15 protein-coding genes and 1 tRNA gene are annotated in these 15,524 nt (G+C 68.6%); 5 read left to right on the top strand and 11 right to left on the bottom strand.

Annotated elements, in window-relative coordinates:
• Positions 1-70: 70 nt before the first annotated feature.
• Positions 71-871, top strand: coding sequence for a DUF3105 domain-containing protein (locus JOB34_RS00585; protein WP_208050907.1), 801 nt, complete (start codon positions 71-73; stop codon positions 869-871).
• Positions 872-890: 19 nt separating this feature from the next.
• Positions 891-1,766, top strand: a complete 876-nt coding sequence (locus tag JOB34_RS00580; RefSeq protein WP_208050906.1) for a DUF3105 domain-containing protein — start codon at positions 891-893, stop codon at positions 1,764-1,766.
• Between the two features lie 33 nt (positions 1,767-1,799).
• On the opposite strand, the gene JOB34_RS00575 is transcribed toward JOB34_RS00580, so the two are convergent.
• The 4 genes from JOB34_RS00575 to JOB34_RS00560 all read right to left on the bottom strand — a co-directional run bounded on the left by JOB34_RS00575 (position 1,800) and on the right by JOB34_RS00560 (position 6,222).
• Entirely contained in the window at positions 1,800-4,160 is a 2,361-nt protein-coding gene (locus JOB34_RS00575; protein WP_208050905.1) for a glycoside hydrolase family 65 protein, read from the bottom strand.
• Positions 4,157-4,915: a beta-phosphoglucomutase family hydrolase gene (locus tag JOB34_RS00570; protein ID WP_208050904.1), complete on the bottom strand. Its 759-nt coding sequence runs from the start codon at positions 4,913-4,915 to the stop codon at positions 4,157-4,159. Before JOB34_RS00570 ends, JOB34_RS00575 begins: the two co-directional genes overlap by 4 nt.
• 207 nt (positions 4,916-5,122) lie before the next feature.
• Complete coding sequence (locus tag JOB34_RS00565) at positions 5,123-5,980, bottom strand: Clp protease N-terminal domain-containing protein (RefSeq protein ID WP_208050903.1); 858 nt, start codon at positions 5,978-5,980, stop codon at positions 5,123-5,125.
• 32 nt (positions 5,981-6,012) lie between these two features.
• On the bottom strand, positions 6,013-6,222 hold the full coding sequence (locus JOB34_RS00560) for a helix-turn-helix domain-containing protein (protein ID WP_179478511.1): 210 nt from the start codon (positions 6,220-6,222) through the stop codon (positions 6,013-6,015).
• 157 nt (positions 6,223-6,379) lie between these two features.
• Between JOB34_RS00560 and JOB34_RS00555 the strand changes: the two genes are divergently transcribed.
• Positions 6,380-7,279 carry an NADP-dependent oxidoreductase gene (locus tag JOB34_RS00555; RefSeq protein WP_208050902.1) on the top strand — a complete coding sequence of 300 codons (900 nt, stop codon included), beginning with the start codon at positions 6,380-6,382 and terminating at the stop codon, positions 7,277-7,279.
• 40 nt (positions 7,280-7,319) lie between these two features.
• Here the strand turns inward: JOB34_RS00555 and JOB34_RS00550 are convergent, their stop codons facing one another.
• From JOB34_RS00550 to upp, 7 genes are all read right to left on the bottom strand, one after another.
• Positions 7,320-9,044, bottom strand: a complete 1,725-nt coding sequence (locus tag JOB34_RS00550; RefSeq protein ID WP_208050901.1) for an MFS transporter — start codon at positions 9,042-9,044, stop codon at positions 7,320-7,322.
• Between the two features lie 544 nt (positions 9,045-9,588).
• Positions 9,589-9,661, bottom strand: a tRNA-Arg gene (locus tag JOB34_RS00545).
• 111 nt (positions 9,662-9,772) lie between these two features.
• Positions 9,773-10,627 carry an SMP-30/gluconolactonase/LRE family protein gene (locus JOB34_RS00540; protein ID WP_208050900.1) on the bottom strand — a complete coding sequence of 285 codons (855 nt, stop codon included), beginning with the start codon at positions 10,625-10,627 and terminating at the stop codon, positions 9,773-9,775.
• 34 nt (positions 10,628-10,661) lie between these two features.
• Positions 10,662-11,234 carry a peptide deformylase gene (def, locus tag JOB34_RS00535; protein ID WP_179478517.1) on the bottom strand — a complete coding sequence of 191 codons (573 nt, stop codon included), beginning with the start codon at positions 11,232-11,234 and terminating at the stop codon, positions 10,662-10,664.
• Between the two features lie 60 nt (positions 11,235-11,294).
• Complete coding sequence (locus tag JOB34_RS00530; protein WP_208050899.1) at positions 11,295-12,089, bottom strand: PH domain-containing protein; 795 nt, start codon at positions 12,087-12,089, stop codon at positions 11,295-11,297.
• A gap of 6 nt (positions 12,090-12,095) precedes the next feature.
• Entirely contained in the window at positions 12,096-12,269 is a 174-nt protein-coding gene (locus JOB34_RS00525) for a hypothetical protein (RefSeq protein ID WP_208050898.1), read from the bottom strand.
• 137 nt (positions 12,270-12,406) lie between these two features.
• Positions 12,407-13,045 (bottom strand): uracil phosphoribosyltransferase, encoded by a 639-nt coding sequence (upp, locus tag JOB34_RS00520; RefSeq protein ID WP_179478523.1) that lies wholly within the window; start codon positions 13,043-13,045, stop codon positions 12,407-12,409.
• Between the two features lie 17 nt (positions 13,046-13,062).
• Between upp and JOB34_RS00515 the strand changes: the two genes are divergently transcribed.
• Complete coding sequence (locus JOB34_RS00515; RefSeq protein WP_347813671.1) at positions 13,063-13,563, top strand: nucleoside deaminase; 501 nt, start codon at positions 13,063-13,065, stop codon at positions 13,561-13,563.
• A gap of 58 nt (positions 13,564-13,621) precedes the next feature.
• Entirely contained in the window at positions 13,622-15,295 is a 1,674-nt protein-coding gene (locus JOB34_RS00510) for an APC family permease (protein ID WP_208050897.1), read from the top strand.
• Positions 15,296-15,524: the final 229 nt, after the last annotated feature.

Raw genomic sequence — 15,524 nt, 5'->3', positions numbered from 1 at the left:
ACACGGCCCGACTGTAGTGCGCGAGGGTGCGCGGCCGCCCGTACGGCGCTGCCCGTGCTTAGGGTGCGGTATGACCACGCATCCGCAGTCCGCCCGCAGGACCCGGATCGCCGTCGTCGCCGGGGTGATCGTGGTCGTGCTGGTGATCGCCGCGGCCCTGGGGTGGTGGCTCACCCGTGACGACGGTCCCGCCGCGACGAAGCAGGTGCTGCCCAGCACGCCCACCGGCGTCCGCACTATCCAGGACCCGGTGCGGCTGGTGCGGGACACCTCCGGCATCCCGGGCGTCCTGGCGTGGGATCAGGGGCAGTACATGACCTTGGCGACCCAGGACGGGAAGGCCGTGCACCTGTCGCACGTTCGCGGCCCGGTGACCTACACGATGACGCCGCCCGCCGGTGGGCCGCACAACATCGTCTGGATGAACGCCGGTGTCTACACGAAACCGGTGCCCAGCGAGCGCGCCGTGCACAACATGGAGCACGGTGCCATCTGGATCACCTACGACCCGAAGCTGCCGAAGAGCACGGTCGCGAAGCTGGTCGCCTTCGTCGGGCGGCAGAGCCTGATCCCCGAGCCGAAGGGTCAGGGCGGCGTGAAGGTCTCCGGTCAGGCGAACCGCTTCATGGACCTGTCGCCGTGGGCCTCGAACTCGCTGCCCTCGCCGATCGTGCTGTCGTCGTGGGGGCACCAGTTGCGTGTGACGAGTGCCACCGACCCGCGGATGCAGCGCTTCGTCGACACCTTCCGGCACCGCAAGCCCTACAGCCCCGAGACCAACGAGCCGGTGGACGGCATACCGACCGGGACCGGGGGTGTCGCCGCGCGGTACGGCGGTGTGCAGCCCAACCCGTCGGGCACCAAGAACTGACCGACCTAGGATCGAGCACATGCCTGATCCCACGTCGACCGACCGCGCCGCCAAACTGGCGGCGCTGAAGAAGCAACAGAAGTCCCGCCCCGGGTGGCTGATCCCGGTGGTCATCGCGGTCGTGCTGATCGTCGTGATCGGTGGCGTCGCGACCTACGTGGGCACCCGCTCGAGCGGCAGCAGCAGTACGACGTCGACGGGTGCCTCCGGGGGGCCGAAGTACGGCAGGCAGGTGCTGCCGTCCGCGGTGACCGGTCAGACGACGACGCAGCCGAAACCGGCTCAGGTCGAGGACGACTCGGGCATCTCCGGGGTCCTCGCCTGGAATACCGCCGGGTACCCCGCGTCGGGCACCCCGAACTCGGGCACGGTGGGACACGACCACGTCCCCGGACCCGTGGCGTACGCCGTGACGCCGCCGATCGGCGGCCCGCACAACGCGACCTGGATGAATGCCGGCATCTACACCAAGCCGGTGCCCAACGAGCGCGCCGTGCACAACCTGGAGCACGGGGCGATCTGGATCACCTACGACCCCAAGCTGCCGACGTCCGAGGTGAATCAGCTGGTCGCGTTCGTGACGAAGCAGTCCCTCATCGCCGAACCGGCGTTGGAGCAGCAGGGCATCAGCGGGCAGAAGAACCGTTACATCGACCTGACCCCGTGGGCCTCGAACTCGCTGCCGTCGCCGATCGTGCTGTCGTCGTGGGGTCACCAGCTGCGGGTGAGCAGCCCCACCGACCCGCGGATGCAGAAGTTCGTCGACACCTTCCGCAACAGCCAGAAGTACACCCCGGAGTACGGCTCGCCCGTCGACGGAGTGCCGACCGGCACCGGCGGGATCGCCGCCCTTGACGGCGGCACCGTGCCGAACCCGGGCGGTACCGCGAACTGAGTCGGTGACAGGGCGACACACGTGGTCGCTCTGTCACTCGCTGGTGATGGGCTCCCGGCCGGCCGGTTGCGTCGGGCGGGGGGTCATCGGCTGCACCGGGGTGATGTCCCGGGTGACCGGTTCATCGGTGGTGAGCGTGAACATCTCGCCGTAGTGCGAGAGCTCGGTGTAGCCGTGCACGCCGTCCTCCAGCTCATAGACCGCGTGGTCGGGGTGCACGGTGACGCGCACCTTGCAACCGCGCCACCGGATCGCGAAAGCAAGTCGGGACAACCGTTTCGGCAACGCGGGCGCGAACGACAGCTTGCCGCCGTGGTCGCGCATCCCGCCGAAACCACACACCAGCGCCAGCCACGCACCCGCGAGCGACGCGACGTGCACGCCGTCTCCGGTGTTGTGCTCCAGGTCGCGCAGGTCCATCAGCGCGGCCTCGGTCAGGTAGTCGTGCGCAAGCTCCCGGTGACCCACCTCGGCGGCGATGACCGCCTGGGTGCACGCGGACAGGGATGAGTCGCGCACGGTGATCGCCTCGTAGTACGCGAAGGCCTTGGCCTTGTCCTCGAGGGTGAAGTTGTCGCCGCACCAGTGCATCGCGAGCATCAGGTCCGCCTGCTTGACGACCTGTTTGCGGTAGATGTCGAAGTAGGGATAGTTGAGCAGCAGCGGATAGTCGTTGTTGTTCGCCGTGCCCTTGAAGTCCCACACCTCGCGCTCAGTGCTGCCTCGATCCTGTTGGTAAACACCGCGTTCGACGTCGTACGGCATGGCCATCGCCTCATCGGCGGCGCGCCAAGTGGCGATCTCGCGCTTCGTCACACCGAGGGCCAGGGCCTCCTGCGGCCAGCGTTCGGCGGTGTCGGCGGCGTAGCGGAAGTTCAGCGCCGCCATCAGGTTGGTGTAGGTGTTGTCGGCCACGACCGCGGAGTACTCGTCCGGACCGGTGACGCCGTCGATGTGGAACTTGCCGTCGTCGCCGTGGTAGCCGAGGTCGGTCCACAGCCGGGCGGTCTCCACGAGCAGCTGCAGCGCCACGTCGCGGTCGAACTCCTCGTCCTGGGTCCAGAAGACGTACCGCGCGGCGGCCACTGAGATGTCGGCATTGATGTGAAACGCGGCCGTGCCCGCCGGCCAGTACGCCGAGCACTCCTGGCCTCGGATGGTGCGCCAGGGGAACGCCGCCCCGTGCAGCTTCAGCGTTGTGGCCCGCTCCGAGGCGAGGTCGATGATCGACTGGCGCCAGGTGAGGGCGTCGCGTGCCGCCAGGGGAGCGGTGGCGGTCAGCACCGGCAGGACGAACTGCTCGGTGTCCCAGAACGCGTGCCCGTCGTAACCAGGTCCGGTGAGGCCCTTGGCGAGGATCGCGCGGCCCTCGGCGCGGGCACCTGCCTGCAGCACGTGCCACAGGCCGAACCGCACTGCCTGCTGGACGGTCTCGTCGCCGTCGACCTGCACGTCGGCGCCGTCCCAGAACTCCTGGACATAGCCCTCCTGCTCCGCGACCAGCTGGTCCCAGCCGGTGTTCACGACCGCCGACAGTGCGCCGTCGACCTGGTCGCGCAACGCCGGAAGGGTGCGCTGAGAGGACCAGCCGTAGGCGACGAACTTCGTCAGGCCGAGCGTCTCGCCCGGGTCGAGGTGCGCACCGAGGGTCATCCGCGACCAGTCCGGCTGGATGAAGGTGTTGGGCTCGTAGTCGTGATCGCCGTGCAGCTCGTGGTCGCACGCGGCCGCCATCCTCAACCCGCTGCGCCGCGTGCTGTGGATCAGCTGCGCGCGGGTGACGCCGGCGAGGTGCTGCTCGGAGACCAGTGGGCGCTCGAGCGCGGCAGCCACCCGGGGGTCGGCCGAGGTCACCGGCAACTCCTCGTTGGCGACCATCTCGGACTGGATCACCACGCGTAGCGGTTTGTCGACGGCCTCGACCTGGTACCAGATCGCCAGGATGGAGCGCTGGGTGAAGGAGACCAGCCTCTTGGAGCGGACCCGGATGATGCGGCGCGCCGGGGACTCCCACAGCACGTCACGGGTGAGCACGCCCGTGCGCAGGTCGAGGGTGCGTTCGTGGTGGCGGATGGTGCCGTACCGCATGTCGAACGGCTCGTCGTCGACGAGCAGCCGGATCAGCTTGCCGTTGGTGACGTTGACGACCGTCTGTCCCGATTCGGGGTAGCCGTACCCCGCTTCGGCGTACGGCAGGGGCCGGGTCTCGAAGAAGGAGTTGAGGTAGGTGCCGGGCAGCCCGGCGGGATCGCCCTCGTCGAGGTTGCCGCGGACGCCGATGTGACCGTTGGCGAGCGCGAAGATCGACTCGGCCTGCGCGAAGTTGTCCGGTGCGATGCCGATCTCGCGGATCCTCCAGGGTTCGACGACGAAGCCCTCGTAGTCGGTGCTCACGCGGGTGCATCTCCATCGGTCGGCGTGGAATCCAGCAACTCGGACAGGTCCTTCACCACGACGGTCGCGCCGTGCTCGCGCAGCTCCTGCGCGTGGTCGACCCGGTCCACGCCGACGACGTAGCCGAAGTGGCCGGCCTTGCCCGCGGCAACGCCGGACGTCGCGTCCTCGAAGACGACGCACTGCGCCGGCGGCGCACCGGCGAGCTTCGCGCCGGCGAGGAAGGAATCGGGCGCCGGCTTGCCCTTGATGTGTTGTTGCGCAAGCGTCTTGCCGTCGATGCGACCTTCGACGTACTGCGCCAGACCGGTCACGTCGAGCACCATCTCGGTGTTGGCCGACGACGAGACGACGTACCGCTGCAGGCCTGCCGCCTGCGCCTGCTGCAGGTAGCGCCGCGACCCGTCGTAGACCTTCACGCCGTCGCGTTTGATGGCGACCTGCACGAGATCGTTCTTGCGGTTGCCGACCCCGTAGACCGTGTTCGCGTCGGGCGGGTCGTCTGGGCTGCCGTCGGGCAGGTCGATGTTGCGGGACTTCAGGAAGTCGCGGACACCGTCTTCGCGCGGTTTGCCGTCGACGTAGTCGTTGTAGTCGCCGGCGATGTCGAACGGCGTGTAGCCGTCACCGTCGCGCGCCTTGAGCAACGCGTCGAACGTCTCCTTCCACGCCGTGCGGTGCACGCTCGCCGTGTCGGTGAGGACACCGTCCAGGTCGAAGAGACACGTGGTGATGTTCTCTGGCAAACCCAGCATGGTGGTCCTCCGCTCGCGGGGTCGTCAGACCCCGTCGCAGGTTACTGCGGTGGAGCCTCCCGGAGTGGGCGACCCGCAGCAGTGCCAGAACATCGGTACCCGTGGTGCAGGGGCCCAACCTCGAAGGCGCCCCAACGTGACTCGACGGAGATGCGACAGGTCGGCCCGGCGTCACTGTCGGGCGGCGGGCCGACCTGTCGTGCGGGGTCAGGCGGCGGAATCGGCCGCCAGTCGCTCGTGCAGCTGGGTGCGCAGCCGGTCCACGTCCGTCATGGCGGACACCATCGCCCGGGTCGCCGGATCGTCGGAGTGCAGGATGGCGAGCACGATGTGCTCGGCGCGGAACATCGCGTGGAACTGTGTGCGACCGGACTGCCGGTCGTCGTCCTGCGCCGTGGCGCGCGCCTCCTGTGCCTGCGCCCGCAGGTCGCGGAAGATGCGCACGGTCGCCTCCGACGGGCGAGGCCCGCGGCCGAACCGGCGGCTCTGCGGACCCCGGCGCCCGCGGCCACGTGGACCGCCGAACGGGTTGAACTCCTGGAAGTCCGGGAAGTCCGCGAACCATTCCGAATTCGGGAAGCGCCCGAACCCGCCGAAGCCGGGACCGGTCGGCGGCATGCCCGGACCGGGGCCGCGACGGGGGCGATCCTCGTCGCGGCGGCCGCGACGGTCGTCCCGCTCGGCGCGCTCACGGCGCCGGCCCCAGGCGCGGGTGATGTCCTCACCGAACGCCTCGCCGACCGCCTCGGTCACCTTGTCCAGGTCGATGCCGATCGAGGCGAGGGCGTCCCGGTCGTCGTCCAGGTTCGCGGTCTGCGGACCATCGTCATCGCTGTCGTTGTCAGGATCACTTGCTTCCCCGCTGTGCTGGGCGGTGAGGATGTCCCTCGCAGCCGGATAGGTGAGTCCATGCTCGGCGAGCAACGGCGCCACGGGGGAGCGCAGGTTGGTCGTGAGTCCGAGCAGGATGTGGTCGGGGCCGACCTCGGAGTGTCCGAGCTCCGCTGCCACGTCGTGGGCCTGCATCATGGCGATGCCGACATCAGAGTTTCGTAGGTGAAACATGTTGTGCTCCTTCAAAATCGGTGGAAAGCAGCTCAACTCCGAGCGTGCTTCTGATGGACGGCCTGGCGGCTGACGTGCAAGACGTCGGCGATCGCCTGCCAGCTCCAGCCCTGGTCCCGCGCATTGCGCACCTGCACCTCTTCCAGTCGATCGGCCAGCGTCCGCAATGCGCGGATCGCGGCCAGACCTTGTGCCGGATTGGTGCTTGCGGCCGCGGCGGCCGGGTCCTGAGTCGTGTCCATGCGTCAACTAAACATGACATTGATCTGGATGTCAATAATTATTGACGAAAGATTCTCGACCTGGCTCGAGGGGGGACTAACGAGAGGTGACCGGAGGTTGCACCGGGGGAGCGCTCCGCGGTCCACAGTGGTGCGCCGCGACAGGAGGAGCAATGCGATGAAAGCTGTTCAGTTCTCCGAGTACGGCGGCCCTGAAGTCCTTTCGGTCACCGAGGTCGACGATCCGCACGCAGGGCCGGGGCAGATCCGGATCGCGACGCGAGCTGCGGGGGTGAACGCCATGGACTGGAAGATGCGCGAGGGCTACATGAAGGACCTGATGCCTCTGCAGTTGCCCGCCGGATCCGGGGCGGACGCGGCCGGCGTGGTCGACGAGGTGGGCGAGGGCGTCGAAGGCGTCGCGGTGGGCGATGCGGTGTTCGGCTCCGGGGCGAGCGCGTACGCCGAGCGTGTGGTGCTCGATCACTGGGCCGCGAAGCCGCAGGGGCTGTCGTTCGAGGAGGCGGCGGGCTACCCCGTCCCCGTCGAGACGGCGCTGCGCATCCTGCGGGAGGTGGGCATCCAGACCGGCCAGACGCTCCTGGTGAGCGGCGCGTCCGGGGGTGTCGGCTCATCGGTCGTCCAGTTCGCTGTCGACCGGGGCATCACGGTGATCGCCACCGCCGGCGAGAAGAACCAGGACTACCTTCGCGGGCTCGGCGCGACGGCGACGACGTACGGCGACGGCCTCGTCGAGCGGGTGCGCGCTCTCGCGCCGGACGGGGTCGACGCGGCCCTCGACATCGCGGGCTCCGGGGTGATCGACGAGCTGATCGAGCTCACCGGCGACCCGCAGAAGGTGCTGTCCATCGCCGACTTCGGCGCGGGTGAGAAGGGCGCGAAGGTCTCCACGTCCGGCTCCGCCCAGGAGGCGGCGTACGCCGAGGCGGCGCAGCTGTTCGAGGCGGGGAAGTTCAGCCTTCCCGTCGAGCAGACGTTCTCGCTGGAGCAGGCCGCCGACGCCCAGGACGCCAGCCGGGCCGGACATGCGAAAGGCCGGTCCGTCATCACGGTGTGACGACGAACCGGCCTCTTCACGCGCTCATTTCGTGGGGTGTTCAGGCGGTGCGTGCCCCTTCGAGCTTGGCCATCTCGGCCTGCACGAACTCCTCGTGCCGGGCGGCGTCCTCGCGCGCCTTGCGCGGACTCCACCGGCCGACCATGAGGAAGACGAACGGGATGAAGAGCAGATCGGCCAGTGCACAGATCAGCCACCAGCGCTTCCACTGACCGGGGCTGTCCTTCGCCGCCTTCTGCACCTTGTCGCCGTTCTTCTGCAGGTATGCCGAGTCGGCGGCTTTGATCGGGTGCGCGCCGAGGTACTTCAGCTGCGATACGGCGTCCGCCGGGGACTTCGCGGTCCCGGACTTCACCAGGTCGCCCACGGCGGCCGCCCCGGCACTCGATGACGTCGGATCCTTCTCCAGCGCAGCCAGGTTGGCCGGAGTGATGCCCTTCACCGTCCCCAGCTGCGTCTTGTACTCCGCCGCCAGCTCCTGCACCTTGGCACCCTTGTCGACCAGGACCGAGGTCGCCGGGAGCGCCGCGCCGAACCCGATTAGTGTCAGACACACGATGATCCGCAGTGTCCAGCCCCACGTCGCGAGACCCGTCGCCGTGGCGGCCGGGTTGTGCTTCTCGACCGTCTCGGTGAAGGAGGCCATCCACGCGCAGTAGGTCATGCCCTGCGAGGCACTGATGATGATGAGCAGCGTGCGGAAGGTCTCGTACGACGTGCCCGACGAGGTCGCCTTCATGGCGAAGACGACCAGGGCGATGACGCTGATGACCGAGCCGACGATCATCAGCGGCTTGCGCACGCCCAGCTTGTCCGAGATGAACCCGGCGACCACCAGGGCGATGGCGTTGGGCAGCCAGTACCAGTTGGCCAGGGAGTTGGCGCGCTCGGGCGTGTAGCCGAAGATCGTCGCGAAGTAGACGACGAAGAAGCCGACGGCGATGTAGTAGAAGATCAGGAAGATGCTGATCGCGAACGCCGATCCGACGACGTCCAGTTTCATCATCTGACGCCACTGGCCCTGATGCACCTGCGCCTCGTCGACGTCGGCCGCGCGCGCCTCGATCAGCTGCCGGTCACGCATCGAGACCATCAGCTGGTCGCGCAGGCCGGGGGACAGTTCGCGCAGGAAGAGCAGCGCGATGACCGCCACGACCAGCCCGACGATGCCGCACACGTAGAACTGGAACTGCCAGTCCGGATGCGATCCCAGCGTGTGGCTGGAGACCTCGGTGACCATCAGGGAGCCGAGCACCGGGCCGAGGGTCCAAAAGCCCATGGCGGACGCGCGTCCGAGCTGGGGGGAGAAGTCGCGGATCAGTGCCGGGGTGGCCACGAGGATCATGCCCTCGACGAGGGAGAGCACCGCGAACTCGAGCAGATAGACGGTGCCGTTCGGCGCATGGGGCAGAGCGAAGGTGACCAGCAGTCCGGTGAGGAAGAGCCCGACCACCACCAGATTGGCCCGGCCCCACCGGTCGGCCAGACCCGCCGCGAGCGAGCCGAACGCACCGACCAGGTTGCCGATCACCGAGATGAAGACGAACTGGTTGAAGCTGATGTTGAAGCTGGTGATGATCTGCGTCGCTACGGCGCCCGGGATGTAGAGCTCGTAGTAGAGGACGACCGTCGCGGCCACCGTGATCGCGAGGTAGGCGATGCGCTGCCCGGTGGCGGGGTACTTGGCCAACTGACGGTGCACGAGGGGGTTGCCGGTGCGGGGTGCCGAGCGTGCGGCGGGGGATGCTGCGCTGGACGAGGCCATTGGAGCCCTATCTGTCGAAGTGTGAGCCACCTCACAGTCCGCGCAAAGCCGTTGACTGTCAAGCACATCGAGGTCACGGTTCGGTGTGGCGTCGTCCGTAGGCATCGGAAAGTGACCGCAAGGTCGATAACCCACCGGGCTGCCGTACGCGCGTGCAGGTAAGTGACCGCCGTGCCCATAGCCCACCTCATCGCCCGGTCGGGTGGGCCGGTTTCGCAGTCCGGTGACGCCTTCAGGTGCCTGGAAGGGCACGCTCGCCCCGCCGGCCGCTACCGGGTTGCCCGCCGCGTAGGAAAGTGACCGGGCGGCCGATACCCCACCTGGCTGCCGCCAGCCGGCGTAGGAAAGTGACCGCGCGGCCGCTGCCCCACGCACCGAGCCACGCAGCGGAAGCCCACCGGAGCGGTCCCCGTCCGAAGCCGCCTGAAAACGCCCGCCGCCCGGTGCAGGAAAATGACCGCAGCGCCGCTGGCCCGCGCGGAAAGAAACGGCCCCGACCGGCGTTCTCACGCGATCGGGGCCGTTCTACTATCTCAACACAGCGTGCACCCGGAGAGATTCGAACTCCCAACCTTCTGATCCGTAGTCAGATGCTCTATCCGTTGAGCTACGGGTGCTGGTGTGGGCGCGTCAGGACGGCCCGTTCACCGGAGAGGTACGTTACCTGCTCGCTCTCGACAGCGGAAATCGGCGGCCCGCCGACCACCCATCGGCGTACGCCGGATGCCTCAGCCCGCGAACGGCCGGGCAGGGAGGCCGCCGATGCCGGGCTCGCAGGCGAATACCGCTCCGGCCAGGGGCTGTTCACCGTCAGGCACGTTCTCCCTGGTGGTGGTGATGTAGAGCGTGCGCAGCCCGTCGCCGCCGAAGGTGCACGCGGTGACGTTGGTCACCGGCAGTTCGACGACGTGGTCGAGCTCACCCTCGGGGGAGTAGCGGTGCACCGCGGAGCCGCCGTAGAGGGCGACCCAGACCCCGCCCTGCTCGTCGACGCACAGTCCGTCGGGGTCGCCGGCCAGGTCCTCCGGCAGCGTGACGAACGGTCGGCGGTCGGTGATCCCGTCCGGCGACCAGTCGAAGGTCGACACGACCCGCGTCGGGGTGTCGTTGTGGAAACCCCTGTCTCCCAAACCGGTCCAGCCGATCCCGTTGGAAACGGTGAGGTGGGTGATCACCTGCGACGCGAGCCCGTCGGAGGTGAGGAGATACAGGGAACCCGCGCCGGGCGTCTGGCCGTAGGCCATCGTGCCGCAGTAGAAGTTGCCCATCGGGTCGCAGCCGCCGTCGTTGAAGCGGATGCCCGGGTCGCTCCACAGCGGCTGCATCTGCTGCACGTCGGACAGGTCCGGTGCGCTCGCGAGGGCGAAGCCGCGCTCGGTGGCGATAATCGCGCCGCCGGCTCCGCGGGGTCGCAGCGCGGCGGCGACCTTGCCCACGTGCACCCGGTCGACTCCGCCGTCCGGGCGTGGCGCGAGGACGTCGCCGGCGAGCATGTCGACGTACTTCAGCCCGCCCCACTCGACGTCCCAGCAGGGCCCTTCGGCGTGGAAGGCGTGCGGTGCGGAGATCTCCTGGGCGCGCATGCCCGCACCCTATGCCGGGCCGTTGCGATGCCGCTCAGACGTCCTCGGCCTCTTGCTGCAGCGGATCCCACTTGGTGATCCGCGCGGACTCCCACCCGCGGGACTTGACCGCGTCCCGGGCCTGCGTGCGGTACGTCGGGGTGAGGCGCTCGACGTAGAGCTTGCCGTCCAGGTGATCGGTCTCGTGCTGCAGGCAGCGCGCCAGCGTGCCGCCCTGCGCCTCGACGACGACCTCGTTGCCGTCCAGGTCGGTGCCGGTGACCCGCGCCCAGTCCGAGCGCGCGGTGGGGAAGTGCTCACCGGGCACCGAGAGGCAGCCCTCGAGCTCGCCCGGGTCCGGATCGCCCGGGGGCACGGTGCCCTTCTCCAGCACCGGGTTGATCACGACGCCGCGCTGGACCACGTCGTCGTCTGCGGCGCAGTCGTAGACGAAGATCCGCAGTCGCACCCCGACCTGGTTCGCGGCCAGGCCCGCACCGTCCGCGGCCTCCAGGGTGTCGAACATGTCGGCCACCAGCTCGCGCACGTCGTCGGTGACCTCCCGGACGCGCCGGGTCGGCTGATGCAGCGCCTTGTGCCCGATGATCGTGATCGGCCGGACCGCCATACCTTTTTCACTCCTGGGTGTTGCTGCATCGCTGCGCGGATCGTTGCAGCGAGGAGTGTTTCACGGTCGGTCGTCGTCCGTGCGCCGGTCATGGCGCGGGCGGACGCGCTGGGGCGGCGGCGCGTCCTCGCGGCTGACCGACCAGCTGGCCTCCGGGTCGTCGGACAGCACGGTCGCGGCGCGTACGACGCGGCGACGGTTCGCGCCGTAGTCCGGGGGTGGCCGGTCCTCGAAACCGGAACGTACCGGCCGGCGTACGGGCACCGGGATGCCGTACGGATCGGTCGCATCGACCGGGTCGAGCGAGCGATGGTGGTGCTGCGGCTCGTTGCTGTCCTCGTCGACCGATTCCTCCTCGCCGAAGATCTCGGCGCAGATGGAGCGGTAGTGCATGTCGGCGTCGGGGATGTAGTCGATCTGCCGCAGCGCCTGGTCCTGTCCCGCGCTCTCCATGACGAAGGTGCCGTAACCGAGGAACCGCGCGGACACCGACTGGTTGAACGACATGTCGGTGACCTTCGCCAGCGGCATCATCGCCACTTTGCGCGACACCAGGCCGTAGGTCAGCAGCAGGCGCCGGTCGGTCGCGATGAACCAGTCGTGGCGCCACAGCAGCAGTTGGACCAGGCAGTAGACCAGCAGCGCCAGCCAGAGCCACCATGCGAGGTCGGAGACGAGCCCGGCGCTCGCGGGGGTGATCAACCCGATCGCCACGACGAGCAGCAGTCCGGCCACCGTGCCGGCGACGACCCCGGCGACACGGGACCAGTGCTGGTGGACCGCCACCACCATCCGCTCACCGTCGAGCAGATAGCGCCCCATCGCCCGTTCGGCGCCCGACGCCACCCCGTCCATGTGCGATCAGGAGTGCAGGATGTCGTGGTAGAAGTCGCCGATGTGCTGCACGCCGGACTGCAGGATGCTCCAGATGTTGTGCACGATGCCGGCCGAGTGGTGCGGGTCGGTGAAGATCGCGTAGAGGAGGAAGACGAAGACCGCCCAAATGACGATCTTCTTCACCTTGTCGGTGGCCATCGGTCCTCCGGAAGTGCGTGGGTGCCGACGGGACGTGCGGCACGATTCATGAGCCAGTGTGACAGGAGTGACGCGTGTGACGACACCGTCTGCCGCCGCCGGGAGTGTCGCGACCAGCGCCTAGGTGTCCGCAGGGCTCAGACCACGCCGTACAGCCGGTCGCCCGCATCGCCGAGGCCCGGCACGATGTAGCCCTTCTCGTTGAGCCGTTCGTCGATGGCGCCGGTGACCAGCGTGACCGGCACGTCCAGCTCTCGCAGCTGGTCGTCGAGGGCCTCGATGCCCTCCGGCGCGCACAGCAGGGTGACCGCCGTGATGTCGTCCGCGCCCCGGTCGACCAGGTACTGGATCGACATGGCGAGGGTGCCGCCGGTCGCGAGCATCGGGTCGAGCACGTAGCACTGCCGACCGGACAGGTCGTCCGGCAGCCGGTTGGCGTAGGTGATGGCCTCGAGGGTCTCCTCGTTGCGTTGCATCCCGAGGAAGCCCACCTCGGCGCTCGGCAGCAGTCGCACCATCCCCTCCAGCATGCCGAGCCCGGCGCGCAGAATCGGCACGACCAGCGGCTTCGGCGTCGACAGCTTGATGCCGGTGGCGGGGGAGACCGGGGTGTTGATCTCGAACGGTTCCACGCGCACCGAGCGGGTCGCCTCGTACGCGAGCAGCGTCACCAGCTCCTCGGTGAGCCGTCGGAACGTCGGGCTGTCGGTCCGCTCGTCGCGCAGATACGTCAGCTTGTGTGCGATGAGCGGGTGATTGGCGACCTGGACACGCATGGCCCAGACTCTACGGCGTGACGGCAGGCTTCCCTGGCGCTCCCGAGCCGCCGTACGACGCGTGGATGGGACTGGCGCTGCTCCGCGCCCGCGAGGCGCTGCTCACCGACGACGTGCCCGTCGGCGCCGTCGTGCTCGATCCGCATGGCGAGGTGATCGGCTCCGGGCTCAATCTGCGGGTCGGCGACAAGGATCCGCTCGCGCACGCCGAGATGCTCGCGATCCGTGCTGCCGCAACGCATCTGGGCCACTACCGACTCGACGACTGCCTGCTGGTGGTGACGCTCGAACCGTGTCTGATGTGCACCGGCGCGGTGATGCAGTCGCGTCTGTCCGGGATCGTCTTCGGCGCGTACGACGCGAAGGCCGGCGCCTGCGGGAGCGCGTGGAACGTCATCCGTGGCAACCCGTCGCCGCACAAGGTGACCTGCGTGGGCGGCGTACGCGAGCAGGAGTGCGCTGGGCTGCTGACCGATTTCTTCCGGTCCCGGCGTCGTCGCGGCGCGGTCGGTCGGTAGCCTGCGACGGTTATAGCACTCCTATCGACAATGCCCCCAGCGGGCCGGAAGGTGGCCCATGGCCTCCCCCAACAAAGCCGCCGAACCCACGACGAACACCGCCGACGGTGGTGATCCGCACCTCAAGCGGCACGTCGGCGTGGTCGGCCTCCTCTTCGCCAGCGTCGGATCCATCATCGGATCGGGGTGGCTCTTCGGTGCCCTCAACGCTTCGCAGGAGGCCGGGCCGGCCGCGGTCATCTCGTGGGGCCTCGGCGGAGTGATGATCCTGCTGATCGGCCTCTGCTACGCCGAGCTCGGCACGATGTTCCCGTTGTCCGGCGGCGTCGTGCGCTTCCCGCACATCGGCTTCGGGTCGTTCGCCAGCTACATGACCGGGTGGATCACCTGGGTGGCGTGCATGGCCGTCGCGCCGATCGAGGTCGAGGGCGCACTCACCTACGCCACCAAGTACGCGGCGTTCACCGAGAAGCACACGGTCGACGGTGCCGTCGTCCACACCCTGACCGGCCTGGGACTCGGTGTCGCCGTGATCGCAATGGCCGTCTTCGTGGTCATCAACTACTTCGGCGTGCGGTGGTTCGCGCGCGTCAACAACGTCCTGGTGTGGTGGAAGCTCGGCATCATCACCCTGGTGATCGTGGCCTTCCTGGTCACCAAGTTCAGCCCCCACAACTTCACCTCCCACGGCTTCAGGCCCGAGGGGTGGCACGGGGTCTTCACCGCGATCTCGACCTCGGGGATCGTCTTCTCCTTCCTCGGTTTCCGGCAGGGCATCGAGCTCGCCGGCGAGACCGACAACCCCAAGCGCAACGTGCCGGTCGCAGTGATCGGCTCGGTACTGCTGACCACCGTGATCTACGTCCTGCTGCAGGTGGCCTTCGTGGGTTCGCTCTCCCCGTCCGATCTCGCGCACGGCTGGGGCAAGGTGTCCTTCACCGACGACTTCGGCCCGCTCGCGGCCATCGCCAGCGTGCTGGGTCTCGGCTGGCTGGCCACCCTGCTCTACATCGACGCGGTGGTCTCGCCGGCCGACACCGGTCTGATCTACACCACGGTGACCTCGCGCATCTCCTTCGCGATGGCGCGCAACCGCAACGCGCCGCAGGCGCTGGCGAAGACGACGTCGAACGGCGTACCGCTCATCAGCATGGTCCTCGCGTTCGTCGTCGGGTTGATCCTCTTCCTGCCCTTCCCGAGCTGGCAGCAGCTGGTCGGCTTCATCACCTCCGCGACCGTGCTGTCGTTCGGCTCCGGGCCATTGGTGCTGCTGGCCTTCCGCAAGCAGCTGCCGGACCACCCGCGCTCGTTCCGGCTGCCCGGAGCGCACGTGCTGGCCTTCCTCGCGTTCTGGTCGGCCAACCTGATCGTCTACTGGACCGGCTGGAAGACCAACGAGAAGCTCTTCATGGCAGTGCTGCTCGGTGTCGTGCTGCTCGGCGTGATGTACGCCGTCAACGCCGTGCGGGGCCAGCAGCCGGAGTGGGACTGGGTGTCCGGTCTCTGGTACGTGCCGTGGCTCGGTGGCCTGGCGCTGATGTCCTACCTCGGCAACTACGACGGTGGGCGCAACGTGATCCAGTTCGGCAGCGCGTTCATCGTCACGTTCATCTTCTCCGCCGCGATCATGGCGCTGGCGTACTCCACCCGCCTGTCCCGCGTCTCGGTCGACCGCTACATCGCCGACTCCCAGCGTGAGGCGCAGATCGAGGAGGAGACCCTGGCCGGCTGACGGTCAGCGGTCACGCCCCGGGTCTCCCGGCGCGGGTATCAACGCAGAACGCCCACCCCGCCGTACGGCGGGGTGGGCGTTCTGCGTTGGTGGCCAGTGCTGCAGCCCTGGCCGCAGACGTAAGAGGCCCTCGCGGCGCCGCGCTCGACGGACCGGTGATCAGCGGCCGGTGGGCTCCGGTGTGGGGGTGGACGTGGTCGTGCTGTCCTGGAACGTGTCGCCGGTCATG

The organism is Allobranchiibius sp. GilTou38 (genome assembly GCF_017565325.1).
GTDB lineage: Bacteria > Actinomycetota > Actinomycetes > Actinomycetales > Dermatophilaceae > Allobranchiibius > Allobranchiibius huperziae.
The sequence above is the reverse complement of the archived record's forward strand: the minus strand, read 5'-3'. Positions and strand labels throughout refer to the sequence as shown.

Coding starts and splice junctions, on each gene's coding strand:
- JOB34_RS00585 (WP_208050907.1), top strand. CDS start 71: ATGACCACGCATCCGCAGTCCGCCCGCAGGACCCGGATCGCCGTCGTC.
- JOB34_RS00580 (WP_208050906.1), top strand. CDS start 891: ATGCCTGATCCCACGTCGACCGACCGCGCCGCCAAACTGGCGGCGCTG.
- JOB34_RS00570 (WP_208050904.1), bottom strand. CDS start 4,915: ATGCTGGGTTTGCCAGAGAACATCACCACGTGTCTCTTCGACCTGGAC.
- JOB34_RS00565 (WP_208050903.1), bottom strand. CDS start 5,980: ATGTTTCACCTACGAAACTCTGATGTCGGCATCGCCATGATGCAGGCC.
- JOB34_RS00560 (WP_179478511.1), bottom strand. CDS start 6,222: ATGGACACGACTCAGGACCCGGCCGCCGCGGCCGCAAGCACCAATCCG.
- JOB34_RS00555 (WP_208050902.1), top strand. CDS start 6,380: ATGAAAGCTGTTCAGTTCTCCGAGTACGGCGGCCCTGAAGTCCTTTCG.
- JOB34_RS00550 (WP_208050901.1), bottom strand. CDS start 9,044: ATGGCCTCGTCCAGCGCAGCATCCCCCGCCGCACGCTCGGCACCCCGC.
- JOB34_RS00540 (WP_208050900.1), bottom strand. CDS start 10,627: ATGCGCGCCCAGGAGATCTCCGCACCGCACGCCTTCCACGCCGAAGGG.
- def (WP_179478517.1), bottom strand. CDS start 11,234: ATGGCGGTCCGGCCGATCACGATCATCGGGCACAAGGCGCTGCATCAG.
- JOB34_RS00530 (WP_208050899.1), bottom strand. CDS start 12,089: ATGGACGGGGTGGCGTCGGGCGCCGAACGGGCGATGGGGCGCTATCTG.
- JOB34_RS00525 (WP_208050898.1), bottom strand. CDS start 12,269: ATGGCCACCGACAAGGTGAAGAAGATCGTCATTTGGGCGGTCTTCGTC.
- upp (WP_179478523.1), bottom strand. CDS start 13,045: ATGCGTGTCCAGGTCGCCAATCACCCGCTCATCGCACACAAGCTGACG.
- JOB34_RS00510 (WP_208050897.1), top strand. CDS start 13,622: ATGGCCTCCCCCAACAAAGCCGCCGAACCCACGACGAACACCGCCGAC.